This is a genomic window from Rhodobacter maris (assembly GCF_900217815.1).
Taxonomy (GTDB): Bacteria; Pseudomonadota; Alphaproteobacteria; order Rhodobacterales; family Rhodobacteraceae; genus Rhodobacter; species Rhodobacter maris.
Genome location: NZ_OBMT01000008.1, coordinates 115,904 through 131,355 on the forward strand (window position 1 = coordinate 115,904; position 15,452 = coordinate 131,355).

Below are 15,452 nucleotides of genomic sequence, written 5' to 3' on the forward strand. Positions count from 1 at the left end.
GGGCGGCCGCGGGCGTCGGCTCAGTGTAACCCAGAGCGGGGCTCAGGCAAGGGGCGGTTCGGCGGCGCAGGCAAGCGCGAGTGCGGCGCGGATCTCGGCGGCCTCTTCCGGGGGGACACGTTCCCAGGCGATCCCGGCATGAACGATCACCCAGTCGCCCGGCCGCGCCGCCTCGATCATCGCCAGCGAGACCGGCCGTGTCACGCCCTCGAGCGTGACAAGGGCGCAGCCGTTTTCCAGCATCTCCTCGATCTGTACCGGAACGCCCAGACACATTCCCGCCCCCTATTCCGCCGCCGGGCGCGGCGACGCGGGCAGAGGCTCCGCAACGGCGACCGGACCAGTCTGGACCGCTTGCCAATGCGCGAGATCGGGCCAGGACAGCAGCGGCACAAGAAACCCCCAGGCCTCGGCCAGATGGGTAACCGCCCGCCGGCTCAGCCCCTCGCCCAGATCGAAGCGCTCGCCCGCCATGCAAAGCACGAAAGCGGGCGGCGGCTCGGCATTCATCACCTGCCGATAGGCTTCGAGCACGGCTTCGGGCCCGACGCCATGGCTCGAATGCGTCATCAGCCGGCGCGGCGCGGTCTGGCGAAAAAAGAACGGCGCCGGAGTGCCCTGCCCGCCATCGGCGAAGAGCACGAAATCCTGCCCGACGAGGTCGAGCCCGTGTTCGACCTGCAGCTGGAAATCCTCGACGAGCGTGACATGCGGCCAGCCCGCGGCATGGATGCGCGCCGCGAGCCGCGGCCCGAGCCCGTCATCGCCGCGGCTTTCGTTGCCCCAGGCGAAAACCACCACCCGCGGGCTCAGCCGGGGATTGCGCATGAGACCTCCCCGCGGATGCCGCGCCGGATCTCCGAGAGCAGATGGCCGGATGCATCGCGCAGTTCCACCTCAAGCGGCATCTGCCCCAGCGCGTGGGTGGCACAGGAGAGGCAGGGGTCGTAGGCACGGATCGCCCGCTCGATATGGCCGAGCAATGTCTCGGTGATCCGGCGCCCCCTAAGATGCCGGCGCACCACCTGACCGAGTGCGGCATTCAGCGCATGGGTGTTCTGGGTGGTCGGCACGATCAACTGACAACTGCGGATCCGCCCGGCATCATCACAGCTGTAGCGATGGAACAACATCCCGCGCGGCGCCTCGATCATCGTCGCCGCCTGCATCGGCCGCTCTGCGCTGCGCTCCGCAATGAGGTCGTGCCCGCACAGGCCGCTGTCCTCAAGCAGATCGCGGATCACTTCGGCGGCATGCAGAAGCTCGACGAGCCGCGCCCAGTGATGGAACAGCACGCCATGCAGCATCCGCCCCTCCCCCATGGCCAGGAGCCGCTGGCGTTCAGCCTCTGCTCTCTCGGAGGTCAGAAGATCACAGGCCTGAATCCGTGCCAGCGGCCCCACGCGGTACCAGTCCTCCTCCGGACCGATCCCTTTGAGGTGCGGAAATTCGGTGTCGCTCCAGGGCACCGGTCGGGTCTCGATCACATCATCGAAGCGTTCCGGAGCAATCTGGTCGAACAGGGGAGCGCCGGTCGCGCTGCGCGCGCGCAGCGCCCCGGTGTAGAAATCAGCCCCGCCCGCGGCGGTGACGAGCCCGACCACGGGCCCCGAAACCGTGCCGAAACCGGCATAGAAGGCAGGGTTCGTCTCGTGCAGCCGCGCGATCATGCCGAGCGCGGCTTCGGTCCAGTCGATCACCTGATCGACATCTCCGCGCAGCATCTCGCGCGTTTCGGGGGTAAGCGGACGGCTCATCCCGCCCGGCACCGCGCCCCCGCCCAGACCGCGCTTTCCCGCGACAGCGCGCACCACCTCCTGACCGAAGCGGCGCACCAGAACCCCCTGAGTCGCGATCTCCGGAAAGGCCTCGGACACCTCTGCAACGGCACGCCGATTTGCCGCGCCATCATCGCCAAAGAGCAGATCGGGCGCGGCGAGATGATAAAAATGCACGGCATGGCTCTGCACCATCTGACCGTAATGCATCAGCCGGCGCAGCTTTTCGGCGGTGGGGGTGAGCGCCTGATAGCCCGCCAGCCGGTCCATCGCGCGCGCCGCGGCAAGATGATGAGAGACCGGGCAGATGCCGCAGAGACGCTGCACCACATGCGCGATCTCCGCAATCGGGCGCCCCTCCAGATAACGTTCGAACCCGCGCAACTCGACCATGTGCAGCCGCGCCTGATCGACCTCGCCCGCGGCATCGAGCGTGATCGTCACCCGTCCCTGATCGCCGAGCGGCGCGGGCGCCTCGAGCGTGATCTGCCGGCCCGGACCCTGCGGCGCCACGCTTTCGGGGCGGGCGCTGTCGGGTTCCAGAGGGCGAGACGCATACATGAGGGGGCTTTCAGGGGGGCAATGTCAGGCGGAAGCGGGCAGCGCGGCGGCGTTCATCGGCGCGGCGGCACCGGCCCCGCCCACCACGACCGCGCGGTGCAAGGCTCGACCCGGACGGCCACGGCGACTCTCTGCCCCCCGACCCTGGGGGATGAGGGTTCTGGGCCGTCCGGGACGTTGACCCGCCCCCCGGTCGCCCCACAGACAGGGGCACCGGGCATCTCGCCCACATCGAGATGCGCGACTGGCGCGGACAGGTCTGCGGTCACCGCGCAGGCACCGGGCGCGATGATCGTATGAGACATGGCCCGGGCGCAGGGTCGGGCCGGGCCGAAAAAGACGCCGAGATCGATGGTGCCGTGCCCTCCACAAAAGCGGGGCGCAGCCTTGCGCTCGGCTCTGGTGGCGATCCTCGCAGCGGATCTGATCTCGGGGCAGTGCATCACCAGTCTCCGTCTGGAATAAGGAAAATCTGGCGCGCGACGGAGGACGGGTCAAACGAATTGCCGCCCCCAGCCGATCGGTTTTTTCGCACCGCGCCGCGCCGGTTCCGGGCGGTCTGTGTGGCCGGCGAAGGTTAGTCACAAATGCTGACCAATTTCCGCCTGCCCGCGCGTCGTCCCGGTCAAGCGACCTGCCCGAAAAGACAGGCCTCCGCTTTTCCCGCGTCACACCGGAGATGAGCCCCGGCCCCTTGCCACCTTTCTTTTGCAGGCATTTCCCCCGGCAGGCGGCGCAGCCCGGCGATTGGGTCCGCCCCGGCCGCATCGCCGGAGATCTCATCGCGCGATCCGCGGTAAAATCCCGCCCGCGAAACAGGTCTTCGCGCATGTTTTTGACGAAGATCGCGCCAGAGATGTGCCGCCCCTCATCAATACCCGCAACCGGTGCAAAACTGGGGTGGTTCAAAAATGACCGCCTTAGCGGAATTGTGGAAGCCTGGCTTTCACTCGCCGCAAATCAGGCAGAGTCGCGGTCGGATTCGCCCGCCCCGGCACGCCGCGCGGGCCTTTTTGACGCTCAGACCGGGTGGATATGCGGATGGGCGTGAAAATGCGGATGGCTGTGGATTTCGGCGGCGCGCAGCACGCCTTCGCGCAGCACCATCGCCCGGCTCGCAAACTCGGACACAAAGCCGTCGTCATGTGAAACGAGGATCATCGCGCCTGCAAATCCGGCCAGCGCCGCCCGCAGCCGCGCGCCGTTTTCAGCGTCGATGCCATTCGTCGGCTCGTCGAGCAAGAGCACATCGGGGCGCATCGCGAAAAGCCCGGCGAGGCAGACGAGCCGCTTCTCGCCGCCAGAAAGTTTGTGGGTGAAGCGTTCGGCCAGATGCGCGAGGCCGAGCGCAGCGAGCGCCTCGAGCGCGACTTCGCGCGCCGCCTCTTCGGAGGCGCCGAGGTTGAGCGGGCCGAAGGCCACATCCTCGACAACGCTCGGGCAAAACAACTGATCGTCGCTGTCCTGAAACAGAAAGCCGATGCGACGCCGCCCCTTGCGAAAGGCCGCTTCGGTCCCGCAGGTCTCGCCAAACAGCGTCACGCGCCCCGCGCTCGCACGCTCGAGCCCGACGATGGCGCGCAGAAGCGTTGTCTTGCCCGCGCCATTCGGGCCGACGATGGCCAGCTTTTCCCCGGCTCTCAGGGTGAGCGCCGCATGGGAAATCACGGCGCGACCGTCGCGGCGGATCTCCAGATCCGTCAGGGTGACGAGCGGGATCATCGGGCAAGCTCCCAGATCAGGATCGCAAGGAAAGGGGCGCAAAGGGCCAGCGCGCGGGCGTGGTCTGCGGCGCCGACAGGCGGCAGGAGCGGGCGCGGCAGGCGCCCGGTATAACTGCGCAGGCGCATCGCTTCTTCCACCCGGTCGGCGCGGGCGAGCGCGCGCATCAGCATCCGCCCGATCAGCCAGCCAAAGGCGCGCCAGCTGTGGCGGTTCGTGCCGGGGTGGAAGGCGCGCGCCCGCATCGCCTCTTGCGCGCGCGCCATCTCGGCGCGGATCAGCGCGAGGTAGCGCACGAGGCCAAGGAAGATGCGCACGAGCGGTTCGGGCAGGCGCGCGGCGCGCATTGCGCCGCCCAGATGTTCGGGGGCGGTGTCGGCGAAAAGTGCCGAAAGCAGCAGCACCGAGGCGGTCACCTTCGCGGCGAGCGTGAGGGTGCGGGCGAGGCCTGCATCGGTAAGGGCAAGCGGACCGAGGCGCAGGAGCGCGGTGCCCGGAACGGTGAACGGCAGGGTGAGGAAGAGAAGCGCCAGAAAAGCCTCGAGATGGATCAGGCGTCGCCAGGGCAACGCGCGACCCTCGAGCGCATAAAGCGCGAGCACGAGGGCGAGCGCCACCAGCGCCGGGCCGGGCCGGGCAAGCGGCGCGATCAGCACGAGCACCAGACCCCCGGCGCCGAGCCGGGGGCGCAGATCGGCGGGCGCGAACCTCACCGGCGCAGCCCCCGGACCCAGAGGCCGATGCCCGCAAGGCCAATGATCAGGAAGATCCCCGACATCAGATCGGTGAGCCGCATCCGGTCGTCCATCTGTTCGATCCGCTCGGTGAGCGGCGCGACTTCGCGCGCCACTGCCGTCGCGACGATCTGGTCGAGCGGCGGAGCGCCGGGCACGCGCGGGGAGGCGGGCTCCGGCAGGGCGGGCGCACCGGGCGCCGCCCCGAAGCGCTCGGGCGAAAGCGCCGTATGCGCGATATGGCCGTCCCCGGTGTTGATCGTTACGGTGACGGGACCGGTGATCGGGCCCGGCACCGGGAAGGCAAAGCCGCCCCCGGTATCGGTCTTGCCGCTTGCGACGGGGGCTCCGGCCATCTCGGCCATCCAATCCACCCCTTCGGGTCGCCCACCGCCGATGAAAAAGCCGTAACCGCTCACTTGATCGCCGATCACTCTCGCAAAGACCTTCATCCCATGCGCATTGGCAGGCATTGCGGCACACAGGAACAAAAGCAGCGCGAAGGGGCGGATCATGCCGACTCGCCCTCCTCTCGCAGCACCGGGTGCAGCGCGCGCGGCTCGACCCGCGTGAGGAAAGCCGTGATCGTGCCAGTGATTGCGGCCTCGGCGAGCGCGAGCGGCAGATAGGTGAGGCCAAGGATTTTGGCCACGGGAGCAAATTCCGGGGCCGAAAGGAAAAGCGCGAGCACCACGCCTCCGGCCGTGCCGGCAACGGCCAGCACCGCCCCCAGCGCCGCCAGTCCCCCGGCGCGGGCGGGGCTGCGCGCGGCGCGGATCATCGGGCCGAGCACGAGGCCAACCAGCGCCCCGGGCAGCGCGATATTGACCGTATTCACCCCCAGCGTCGTCATCCCGCCGATGCCGAACAATGCCGCCTGAAGCGCAAGCGCCACCAGCACCGCCGGAAAGATCCCCCAGCCGAGCATCACCCCCATGAGCCCTGAGAGCATAAGATGTACGCTCGACGGGCCGACCGGCACAGCGACAAGCGAAGCCGCAAAGAACACGGCGGCCAGAAGCGCCACCCGCGGGATCGCGCGATCATCAAGCGCGCGCAGGCCAACCGCCACCCCCGCCGCCGCGCACAGGCCGCCGCCGATCAGCACAGGCAACGTCAGGATTCCGTCGGGAATATGCGCCATCTCGCGACCTTTCCGCTCACGGCCCGGGCGCGGTGGCCCGCACCCAGATCAGGGCGCCCTCTTCGACCGGAGCCTCCCTGCCGTCGGGCGACCGCATCGGCGTATCAGCTTCGGTCAACGCCGCAAAGCCCCACCAGCCGGCGAAGGGCATGGTATAGGAGAAGGTGCCATTCGCATCCGCCGTGATCACCTGGGTGATGAAGGCCTCGTTTGGCGCCGCAAGCTGCAGCGTGTTGACAAGCTCCACCTCCACCTCGGCGAAGGGCAGCGGCGCGCCCGCCTTCATCACCACGCCCGAAAAGGCATTGCCCGCCCAGAGCCCGGTCGGGCGCGTGAGCGGGCGGATTTCCACCGGCAGACCCACCATGGCATCCCAGCCCGCGCCCGAGGCCCAACTGTCGACCACGACCTTGGCGTGATGCACGATATATTTTCCCTCGGCGGGCTCCCAGTAAGGTTCCGGCGTGACCCAGAACACCGCGGCACCCGGCTCGGGCAGATCAGCGCGGAGGGTCCAGGCACTCTTGCCGTCCTTCGGCGCTTCAGTGAGTGCGGCGGAAAGATCGGTCTTCACACCGCCCGCGAGCATGCCGACCGCGGCCGGGCGCGCCATCTCCATCACCGGCCCCCCCTCGAACGGATGGGTGAAGGTCAGATCCAGCGTGACAGTGCCACCTTCAGGCAACACATCGGCCGAGGGCAGGATTTCCTGAAAATGCGCGACGGCCGGAGCGGCAAAAAGGACGAGCACGGCAGCGCCGAGAAACGGGGCAAAGCGAGAAAGCAACGGGGTCTCCCTGAGCGACATGGATTGTGTGATTTATTTTAAAATTGATCATACACTCACAAACCGCAAGCGAAAATCATTGCACGCGCATAAAAAGCGTTGGAAAATCAGATGGTAAGAGCATGACCACCGGAAAGGACAAGTTTCCATGCAGCGCGTGACGATCACCCTGACCGAGGATCTGGCGACGGAACTTGACCTGTTCATGGCGAAAAGCGGGGCGGGCAACCGCTCCGAGGCGATCCGCGATCTGGTGCGGCGCGCGCTTTTGACCCGCACCGATGTCCCCGCCGAGGCGCCCTGCCTTGCGGTGATGTCCTGCACCGTCGATCAGGGCGTGCGCAACCTTGGCGCAAGGCTCGCCCAGCGCCGGCTTGACACGCATGACCACACGCTGGCCACCCTGTCGGTGCCGCTTGACCATACCACGTCGCTTGAGATCGAAGTGACACGCGGCACGGTCGACAGCGTCACCCGCGCCGCGGAAGCGCAATTTCTTGAACGCGGCGTGGCGCATGGCGCGCTTGCGCTCATTCCGGTGGGCGAGGATGCCGCGCGCCACAGCCACGAGCACAGCCACGGCGCACCGGGGCACGAACATAGCCACATCCGCGTGCAGGCCGGCTTCGGGCCGGTCGAAGGCTGAGCAGCGGAACTCGTCACAGGAACGTTACACAGACGTCAACGACACGTCGCACAGCGGGCCTAGCAGGAGGGCACCCCAACCTTAAACAGGATCAGGTGTCCGACATGACTTTCAAATCCGCCCTGCTGGGCGCCACGGCCCTCGTGCTGCTGCCCGGCCTCGCGCTCGCCCATGAGATCAGCTTCGCCCCGGTGCCCTTCGCTGCCGATGATGCGGCCAAGCGTCAGGTTCTCGCCTCCGACAAGATCGTCATCGACGGTCAGGAATATGCGATCGGTTACAACATCCTCGCCCGCACCGGCGACAAGATCGGCGATGGCGTCTTTGGCGCGCTCGTCGATGAGAACGGCAAGGTCGTGACTGCGGAAGACGGCTCGGAAGCGCTCTCGGTCGATGCTGACTTCTCCTCGCTCCTCCCCGTCGGCGACAAGCTCTATTCGATCAGCCATTTCGAATCGCGCCCCGGTGCGATGTATGTGAGCGAGCTCAAGCAAGATGCCGATGGCAAGCTGACCCCGGTTTCGACCAAACCGGTCGAATTCAAGGATCTGGGCGGGCTCTGGGTGCCCTGCGCGGGCTCCGTGACGCCCTGGGGCACGCATCTGGGCTCGGAAGAGTATCCGCCGGATGCCGAAGCGATCGAAAAAGCCGCCGCACTCTCGGATATCGACGATTACTACTTCCCGATGGTGCGCTTCTTCGGCGTTGACCCGGCAAAGATGGACCTCGCGACGTTCCGCTCGGTGTTCAACCCCTATGCCTATGGCTATCCGACCGAGATCACCGTCTCGGAAGATGGCTCGGCCAAGGCCGACAAGCATTATGCGATGGGCCGCGTTGCGGTGGAACTCGCCTATGTTCTGCCCGACCAGAAAACCGCCTATATCTCGGATGACGGTACCAACGTCGGGCTGTTCAAATTCGTCGCCGACACGGCGGGCGATTTGAGCGCCGGCACGCTTTATGCCGCGAAATGGGTGCAGACCTCGGCCGAGAACGGCGGTGCGGCGAACCTCGAATGGATCGACCTCGGCCATGCGACCGAAGCCGAGATCGCCGCGGCGATCGCCAAGAAGCCGATCTTTTCCGACATCTTCGAAGCGACCGATCTGGGCGAGGGCGGCACCTGCGCCATGGATTTCGCGCCTTCGAACGCCGAGGGCGTTCTGGAATGCCTGAAGGTGAAACCGGGCATGGAAGTGGTGGCCTCGCGCATCGAGACCCGCCGCTATGCCTCGATGATGGGCGCCTCGACCGAGTTTCGGAAGATGGAAGGCATCACCTTCAACCCGGAGACGAACCAGCTCTACATCTCGATGTCGGAAGTCGGCAAGGGCATGACCGCGGGCGACAAGAAGGATCTGCCGAGCCGCGACCTGATCCAGCTGCCGAAAAACGCCTGCGGCACCGTCTTCGCGCTCGATCTGGACGAGAACTTCAACGCCACGACGATGAAGGCGCTGATCTCGGGCAAACCGATGAGCGATGAACAGGTGGCCGCTGCGGCCGATCCGAACTGCGACCCCGCGCATAACATGTGTGGCGCCGCGGCCGAGGTGAACACCTGCGATATCAACGGCATCGCGAACCCCGACAACATCACCTACATGCCGGGCACGAACACGCTGATCATCGGCGAAGACACCGGCGAAGGCCACCAGAACGACGCGATCTGGGCGATGAACCTCGGCTCGGGCGAACTCACCCGGATCTTCTCGACCCCCTACGGCTCGGAAACCACCTCGCCCTACTTCTACCCGAATGTGGGCGGCCATGCCTATCTGATGGCCGTGGTGCAGCACCCCTACGGGGAATCGGATGAAGACAAGCTGCAAGACGCCGCCGATGCGCGCGCCTATGTCGGCTACATCGGCCCGATGCCCGCGCTCGACGCGAAGTAAGCAAAGCCAAAGCACGACGGGGAGGGTCCGCCCTCCCCGTCTTTTTTGCAGGAGACGAAGATGCCCCACCCCGCCGCCCGCATGGGCCTCGTGTTTCTGGTTCTGGCCGGTCTGGCCCTGCCCGCGGGCGCCGAATCCCCGGTGGTGGATCTCAAGACCACGGTGCTGAAAAACCGCACCGCCTATATCCCGCCGCAATGCTACACGAAGACCGAGGATGCCGCGGGCGCGGTGCATAATCCGTGCTTCACCTGCCATGCCGAGAGCCGCGCGCCGCATTTCATCAACGATGATGACCTGCAAACCGCCTACAGCCTGCCCGGTCCGGCGCTGAAAAACCCTTGGACGAACCTTTTTGTCGACCGCCGCGCCGAGGTGGCCAAGGTGAGCGATGACGAGATCCTCGCCTATATCCGCACCGGCAATTATCTCGATGAAAACGGGCAGAATCTGCTCGCCGCGAAGCTCGCCGATCTGCCCCCCGAATGGGATGTGAACGGGAATGGCCGTTGGGACGGCTTCACCCCCGACGTGACCTACAATTTCGATGCGGACGGCTTCGACATCGGCGCCGATGGGCGCATGACCGGCTGGCGGGCGTTCGCCTATTATCCGCTCAATGGCGCCTTCTGGCCCACCAATGGCGCCACCGATGACGTGATGATCCGCCTGCCCGCCGCCTACCGCGAAACCGCGGATGGCACCGAGAGCCGGCTCGTTTACGAGACCAACCTCGCCATCGTCGAGGCGCTGATCCGCCGTGCCCCGGTGCCGATCGCGCCGACCGACGAGACCGCGCTCGGCGTTGACCTCGACCACGATGGCAGGCTCGCTCAGGCGCTCTTCGTCGCTTTTGACTGGGCGCCGAAGGAGGGGCAGAACATGAGCTGGGTGGGGCTTGCGCAAAGCCTGCAGGCGGCGGGCTCGGCGCCCTTGGCCGCCGGGCTCTACCCGCTCGGCACAGAATTTTTGCACACCGTGCGCTACATCGACGTGGAGGAGAAGAGCGGCCAAATCGCCATGGCACCGCGTCTGAAAGAGTTGCGTTACATGCGCAAGACCCGTTGGCAGACCTATTTCGACCGGCAGGAGGGCGCGCTCGCCGAAGCCAAGGAACGGGTCGATTTTCCGGACCGGATCTCGCTCTTCTTCGGCTCCTCGGAAGAGGGGGTGACGAATGGCACCGGCTGGCGGCTGCAGGGGTTCATCGAGGATGCGCAGGGCGATCTGCGCCCGCAGAGCTTTGAAGAAACGGTGTTTTGCATCGGCTGCCACGGCGGGGTCGGCACCAATGACGACGACACTTTCGCCTTCCCGCGCAAAGTGCCCGCCACGCTCGGCAATGGCGGCTGGTGGCACTGGAGCCAAAAGGCGCTTTACGGCATCCCGGAGATGATCCGCGCCGATGGCGCGCCCGAATATGCCCATTACCTGCAAGCCAATGGCGCGGGCGACGAGCTGCGCGGCAATACCGAGGTGATCGAACGCTATCTGACAGAGACTGGCGCGCTGCGCCCCGCGCCGGTGGCGGGGTTCCGCGCCGATGTCTCCCGGCTTCTTTACCCTTCGCCCGCCCGCGCACTTGCGCTCGACAAGGCCTACCGCGAGATCGTGCGCGACCAGAGCTTTGCGAAGGGGCGCGATGCGACCGTGGAGGTGCAGGAAAATGTCCACCGCGAAGTGGAGCAGGACCAGCCCACCGGCATCACGAAACCGCTCGCCGCCTGGTATCAATGACACAGGGCCGGGGGCGGCGCCCGGCAGTGGCGCAAATGCTCAGGCGGCGCGGGCTTCGAGCGCGCGCAGGAAGCTCTTGATCCGCGCATCATAGCGCCGGTCGAGATTAGCGCGCCCGAGCCGCGCCGATTGCAGCAGCAGCCGCGCACCCAGCGTGCGCGGGCGCAGCTCCAGCACCGTGCTCAGCCGCGTGCGCCCCGCCTCAAGCGCGGTAAATTCGAGCAGGAGTGTCAGCTGGAAGCTTGAGGACGTACCAGCATATTCGGTGCAGCGGGCCGGTTCGAACCGCGCGAGGTCGACGATCATCTCCCGTGGCTTGCCGCGCAGCATGAACCCCACCTCCCAGGACATTCCCGCGCCAATCTCGCGCAGACTGTCGAGCCGGCGCATCGTCACCCCCTTGCGCCGCGCGACCTGCTCGATCGCGGCCACGTCTGTGAGATGCGAAAACAGATGATCCGGCGCCAGAGCCACGTCGACGCGGTTGGAAAACTTCATGTCTGCCTCCAGATGCCCCGCATGGGAGCGCTCTTCTGTGCTTGCCCAAGCGCGGCCAGCCTGTCAATTGCCCTGTCACACCGAAGCCGAAAGCCAGTCCGCCAACATCCAGCGTGCGACAGTTCCGGGCCGCGCCGCGCGGATTTCAGAATCCTCGCCCGCAAAGATCCGGGCAAGCCGCGCCCGCGGCACCCAGAGCGCGGCCTCGATCTCGACCGGATCGAGAGTGAGCGCGGTGCTTGATGCCGCGCCCGCGCAACCGAGCATCAGCGAGGCCGGGAAAGGCCAGGGCTGGGCGGTGAGAAACCGCACTGCGCCGACCTGCACCCCGGTCTCTTCCGCCACTTCGCGGCGCACCGCCGCCTCGGGCGTTTCCCCCGGTTCCATGAAGCCCGCCGGGCAGGAATAAAGCCCCTCGGGCCAGCCCGGCGACCTTGCCAGAAGCACGTGGTCGTCATGCGTGATGCGCATGATCACCACCGGATCCATGCGTGGAAAATGGCTCGCCCCGCAGGCCGCACAGGCGCGTTGCCAGCCAGCCAGAACTATAGCACTCGGTGCCCCGCACGCCGGGCAGAAGCGATGCGTGCCGTGCCAGGTGATCAAAGCCCGTGCCGTAGCCGCAATCTCGCCCGAGCGCGCATCAAGCCGCGCCAGCGCGCCACGCAGATCGGCGCATTCAGCCCCCTCGGGCAGGGACTGCGCCATTTCGGGCGGCAGATCGAACGCGAAGACCGGCGCGGCGTCGCACAGCCCCAGAAAAATCGGCTCGAGGCCCGCGCAGCGCGGATCGCGCAGCGTCAGCGCAAAGAGCCCGGCCCCCAACACCGGATCGGGGGCCGCGCCCGACGCGGTCAGAAGCGCCTGCCCGCCGCAAAAAGCAACCGCACGGGCTTGTTGATCCGCCCGCATCTGCGCTTGAGCCTGCGCATCGGCGCGCAGATGCGCCGCGCGCGCCAGGCCCGCGGCCGTGCCCGATCCGGTGAACGCCATGGTCTCGATCATCGCCTGTCCTTTCCCGCCCGACTGGCCCGGTTGTGGCATGCCCCCGCGCGGCTGACCAGAGCCCGGACCGGCGACCTGTCCTGCGCAACCCGCAGACCTCGCCTCGGGATTCGCCCGTGTTTCGAACCCGAGTTTTGCCATTCAGCCCAAATTGCAGGCATCTGCGCCTTTTCCGCCCATGTCCCGCTCATCTGCATCGTTCTCGGGCGCCGCGTGCAAAGACATCCTCTTCCCTGCCGCGCGGCCCCGCCGCAGCATGAAGAAAAGAGAAAGAACGACAGGGGATTGACCATGTTCCTTCGCCTTGGCCGCCGTTTCGGGATCAGCGCGGCCCTGCTTGTGAGCGCATCGCCGCTGGCCGCCGAAACCGCGATGCCCTTCGCGCTCGACTGGAAATTCGAGGGACCGTCTGCGCCCTATGTGCTCGCCGTCGATCAGGGGCTTTACGCGGCCGAGGGGCTCACGGTCACCGTGACCGAGGGCGCGGGCTCGCTTGATGCGATCCCGAAAGTGGCGACCGGCGCCTATCCGGTGGGCTTCACCGACATCAACAGCTTGATGAAATTTCTCGACCAGAACCCCGACGCGCCGGTGCGTGCGGTGATGATGATCTACGATAAGCCACCCTTTGCCGTGGTCGGGCGCAAGTCGCTGGGCGTGGAAAGCCCGAAGGATCTCGAAGGCAAGGTTCTCGGCGCGCCGCCCCCCGATGGCGCTTGGGCGCAATTTCCGATCTTTGCCGCCGAGAACGGGCTCGACATGAGCAAGATCACCGTGGAGCCGGTGGGCTTTCCGGTGCGCGAACCGATGCTGGCCGAGGGCAAGGTCGCCGCGATTACGGGCTTTTCCTTCACTTCCACGCTCAATGCCGAGCGCCTTGGCGTGCCCGCGGAGGATCTCAGCGTGATCCTGATGGCCGATTACGGTGTCGCACTTTACGGCAATGCGATCATTGTGAACACCGACTTCGCCACCGCGCATCCCGCCGAGGTGACGGGCTTCCTGCGGGCCACCGCCGAGGGGTGGAAGGCAGCCATTGCCGATCCGGCCTCTGCCGTTGCCGCGCTTGCGGCCAAGAACCCGGCGGCCGATGCAACGCTTGAGGAAAAACGCCTCAAACTCGCGATCGACGGCAATGTGGCGACCGATTGGGTCAAGGCGCATGGGCTCGGCAATGTTGACCCGGAGCGTTTTGCCAAAGCCATCGACCAGTTGGCGATGACCTATGCGTTCAAGACCAAGCCGACGATGGGCGATGTATTTGACGCAACCTACCTGCCCACGGATGGCAGCATGACCCTGCAATAGGCCACGCGAGGTGGCCAGAGGGGCGACGCGGTTATGTTCCTTCCGCCGTGTCGCCCCGACGACTTGGGGAAACCATTGAGCAAGTTCATTGATATCAAGGGCGTGCGTCACGCCTATCGTACCAAGCACGGGCCGCTGCCGGTGCTGGACGGGCTCGACATCGAAGTGCCCGAGGGCACGTTTTGCGCCGTGGTCGGCCCCTCGGGCTGCGGAAAATCCACCCTGACGCGGCTCATTTCCGGGCTGATGAAGCCCGATACCGGCGCTGTGGTTCTGGCGGGCGAAGAGGTGGCGAGCCCGCGCAAGACTGTGGGGATGGCGTTCCAGAACCCGGTGATGCTGGAATGGCGGACGATCTTGCAAAACGTCATGCTGCCTTTGGAGATCGTCGCGCCGCGGATGCCGCGCGCCGAGGCCGAGGCGCGGGCGGCGCATCTGCTCGACATGGTCGGGCTCAAAGGGTTCGAGGGCAAGAAACCGTCCGAGCTTTCGGGCGGGATGCGGCAACGCGCGAGCCTGTGCCGCGCGCTCGTGCATCGCCCCCAGGTGCTGATCATGGATGAACCCTTTGGCGCGCTTGACAATTTCACCCGCGAGGATCTGTGGCAGACGATGCGCGATCTGCGCGCCGCCGAGCCCTTCACCTGTGTGCTGATCACCCATGACCTGCGCGAAAGCGTGTTTTTGGGTGATCAGGTCGTCGTGCTTTCGGGGCGGCCCGCGCGCACGCAATATGTGCTCGATGTCGATCTGCCCGCGGATCGGCGCATCGACATCCTTTACGAGCCGAAGGCGGGCGAGATGCTGCACCTGCTGCGCGATCAGATCCGCATTGCGCAGGGCCGCACCGGGGAGATGCACTGATGGAGCTTGCGCAAAAGATCCTCGTGCCGCTGCTGGCGATGCTGATTTTCCTCGGCCTCTGGGAAGGCGTGGTCTGGATCAACGATTGGCCCGATTACAAGATGGCCTCGCCCTCCGACCTGCCCCCCGCCTTTGTCAAATACCACGCGCTCTTTCTCTCGGGCGGCTGGGAAACGCTCTGGCGCACCGTGGCGGGGCTGGTGCTGGCGGTCATCTTTGGCACCGGGCTTGGCATGGTGATGGGGTTTTCGCGCATCGCGCGCGCCGGGCTCTACCCCCTCCTCGTGGGCTTCAACGCGATCCCGAAGGCGACGCTCGTGCCCGTGATCGCGCTCGTGTTCATTGGCCAGTATGATTTCAACACCGTCTTGATGGCGTTTCTGATCTCGTTCTTCCCGATTGCCGTTTCGGTGGGGATTGGCCTCTCCACGCTTGAGCCCGAATACCGCGATATTCTGGCCGCGCTTGGCGCCTCGAAATTCACTATCTTCCGCAAGATCGCCCTGCCAAAGACCCTGCCCGAATTCTTTGGCGCGCTGAAGGTCTCGGTCACGCTCGCCTTCATCGGCACGAACCTTGTGGAAATCGTCTCGCCGCATGGCAAGGGGCTGGGCGCGCTGTTCCTGTCTGGCCAGACCAACTCTGATTATCCGCTGATGTTTGCGGTGCTGATCGCGCTCGCCGCACTCGGGATCGTGCTTTATTACGCCGTCGTTGCGCTGGAGCGGATCTTTGCCGGCTGGGCAGAGCGCAGCCCGGGCTGAGCC

General features: G+C 66.3%; 16 protein-coding genes. 6 read left to right on the top strand and 10 right to left on the bottom strand.

The features are described from left to right. Positions 1 to 42: 42 nt before the first annotated feature. From CRO22_RS12080 to CRO22_RS12115, 8 genes are all read right to left on the bottom strand, one after another. Positions 43 to 276, bottom strand: coding sequence for a HypC/HybG/HupF family hydrogenase formation chaperone (locus CRO22_RS12080; protein WP_097070411.1), 234 nt, complete (start codon positions 274 to 276; stop codon positions 43 to 45). Between the two features lie 9 nt (positions 277 to 285). Then, positions 286 to 828: a hydrogenase maturation protease gene (locus CRO22_RS12085; protein ID WP_097070412.1), complete on the bottom strand. Its 543-nt coding sequence runs from the start codon at positions 826 to 828 to the stop codon at positions 286 to 288. Next, positions 810 to 2,339, bottom strand: coding sequence for a Ni/Fe hydrogenase subunit alpha (locus tag CRO22_RS12090; RefSeq protein ID WP_097070413.1), 1,530 nt, complete (start codon positions 2,337 to 2,339; stop codon positions 810 to 812). Before CRO22_RS12090 ends, CRO22_RS12085 begins: the two co-directional genes overlap by 19 nt. Before the next feature lie 1,020 nt (positions 2,340 to 3,359). Then, positions 3,360 to 4,061 carry an energy-coupling factor ABC transporter ATP-binding protein gene (locus CRO22_RS12095; RefSeq protein ID WP_097070414.1) on the bottom strand — a complete coding sequence of 234 codons (702 nt, stop codon included), beginning with the start codon at positions 4,059 to 4,061 and terminating at the stop codon, positions 3,360 to 3,362. Then, positions 4,058 to 4,774, bottom strand: coding sequence for an energy-coupling factor transporter transmembrane component T family protein (locus CRO22_RS12100; RefSeq protein WP_097070415.1), 717 nt, complete (start codon positions 4,772 to 4,774; stop codon positions 4,058 to 4,060). Before CRO22_RS12100 ends, CRO22_RS12095 begins: the two co-directional genes overlap by 4 nt. Beyond that, entirely contained in the window at positions 4,771 to 5,310 is a 540-nt protein-coding gene (locus tag CRO22_RS12105) for a cobalamin biosynthesis protein CbiL (RefSeq protein WP_097070416.1), read from the bottom strand. The genes CRO22_RS12100 and CRO22_RS12105 overlap by 4 nt, the downstream gene beginning before the upstream one ends. Further along, a complete protein-coding gene (gene cbiM / locus CRO22_RS12110; RefSeq protein WP_097070417.1) occupies positions 5,307 to 5,939 on the bottom strand; it encodes a cobalt transporter CbiM in 633 nt (210 codons plus the stop codon). Before cbiM ends, CRO22_RS12105 begins: the two co-directional genes overlap by 4 nt. Before the next feature lie 16 nt (positions 5,940 to 5,955). Further along, the gene (locus CRO22_RS12115; RefSeq protein ID WP_245860964.1) at positions 5,956 to 6,726 is read right to left on the bottom strand and encodes a DUF4198 domain-containing protein; all 771 of its coding nucleotides are present in this window, start codon (positions 6,724 to 6,726) and stop codon (positions 5,956 to 5,958) included. Between the two features lie 148 nt (positions 6,727 to 6,874). Here CRO22_RS12115 and nikR point away from each other — a divergent pair, with 148 nt between their 5' ends. The 3 genes from nikR to CRO22_RS12130 all read left to right on the top strand — a co-directional run bounded on the left by nikR (position 6,875) and on the right by CRO22_RS12130 (position 11,010). Continuing rightward, complete coding sequence (nikR, locus tag CRO22_RS12120) at positions 6,875 to 7,372, top strand: nickel-responsive transcriptional regulator NikR (protein WP_097070419.1); 498 nt, start codon at positions 6,875 to 6,877, stop codon at positions 7,370 to 7,372. Positions 7,373 to 7,476: 104 nt separating this feature from the next. Then, on the top strand, positions 7,477 to 9,273 hold the full coding sequence (locus CRO22_RS12125; protein WP_097070420.1) for a PhoX family protein: 1,797 nt from the start codon (positions 7,477 to 7,479) through the stop codon (positions 9,271 to 9,273). Between the two features lie 60 nt (positions 9,274 to 9,333). After that, positions 9,334 to 11,010, top strand: a complete 1,677-nt coding sequence (locus CRO22_RS12130) for a hypothetical protein (RefSeq protein WP_217991895.1) — start codon at positions 9,334 to 9,336, stop codon at positions 11,008 to 11,010. 39 nt (positions 11,011 to 11,049) lie between these two features. On the opposite strand, the gene CRO22_RS12135 is transcribed toward CRO22_RS12130, so the two are convergent. Continuing rightward, the gene (locus CRO22_RS12135) at positions 11,050 to 11,508 is read right to left on the bottom strand and encodes a hypothetical protein (RefSeq protein ID WP_097070421.1); all 459 of its coding nucleotides are present in this window, start codon (positions 11,506 to 11,508) and stop codon (positions 11,050 to 11,052) included. A gap of 75 nt (positions 11,509 to 11,583) precedes the next feature. Continuing rightward, a complete protein-coding gene (gene nudC, locus CRO22_RS12140; RefSeq protein ID WP_097070422.1) occupies positions 11,584 to 12,513 on the bottom strand; it encodes an NAD(+) diphosphatase in 930 nt (309 codons plus the stop codon). 291 nt (positions 12,514 to 12,804) lie between these two features. On the opposite strand from nudC, the gene CRO22_RS12145 reads away from it, so the two are divergent. The 3 genes from CRO22_RS12145 to CRO22_RS12155 all read left to right on the top strand — a co-directional run bounded on the left by CRO22_RS12145 (position 12,805) and on the right by CRO22_RS12155 (position 15,449). After that, the gene (locus CRO22_RS12145) at positions 12,805 to 13,821 is read left to right on the top strand and encodes an ABC transporter substrate-binding protein (protein ID WP_097070423.1); all 1,017 of its coding nucleotides are present in this window, start codon (positions 12,805 to 12,807) and stop codon (positions 13,819 to 13,821) included. 75 nt (positions 13,822 to 13,896) lie between these two features. Then, a complete protein-coding gene (locus CRO22_RS12150) occupies positions 13,897 to 14,685 on the top strand; it encodes an ABC transporter ATP-binding protein (protein WP_097070424.1) in 789 nt (262 codons plus the stop codon). Then, a complete protein-coding gene (locus tag CRO22_RS12155; RefSeq protein WP_097070425.1) occupies positions 14,685 to 15,449 on the top strand; it encodes an ABC transporter permease in 765 nt (254 codons plus the stop codon). The genes CRO22_RS12150 and CRO22_RS12155 overlap by 1 nt, the downstream gene beginning before the upstream one ends. Positions 15,450 to 15,452 lie beyond the last annotated feature (3 nt).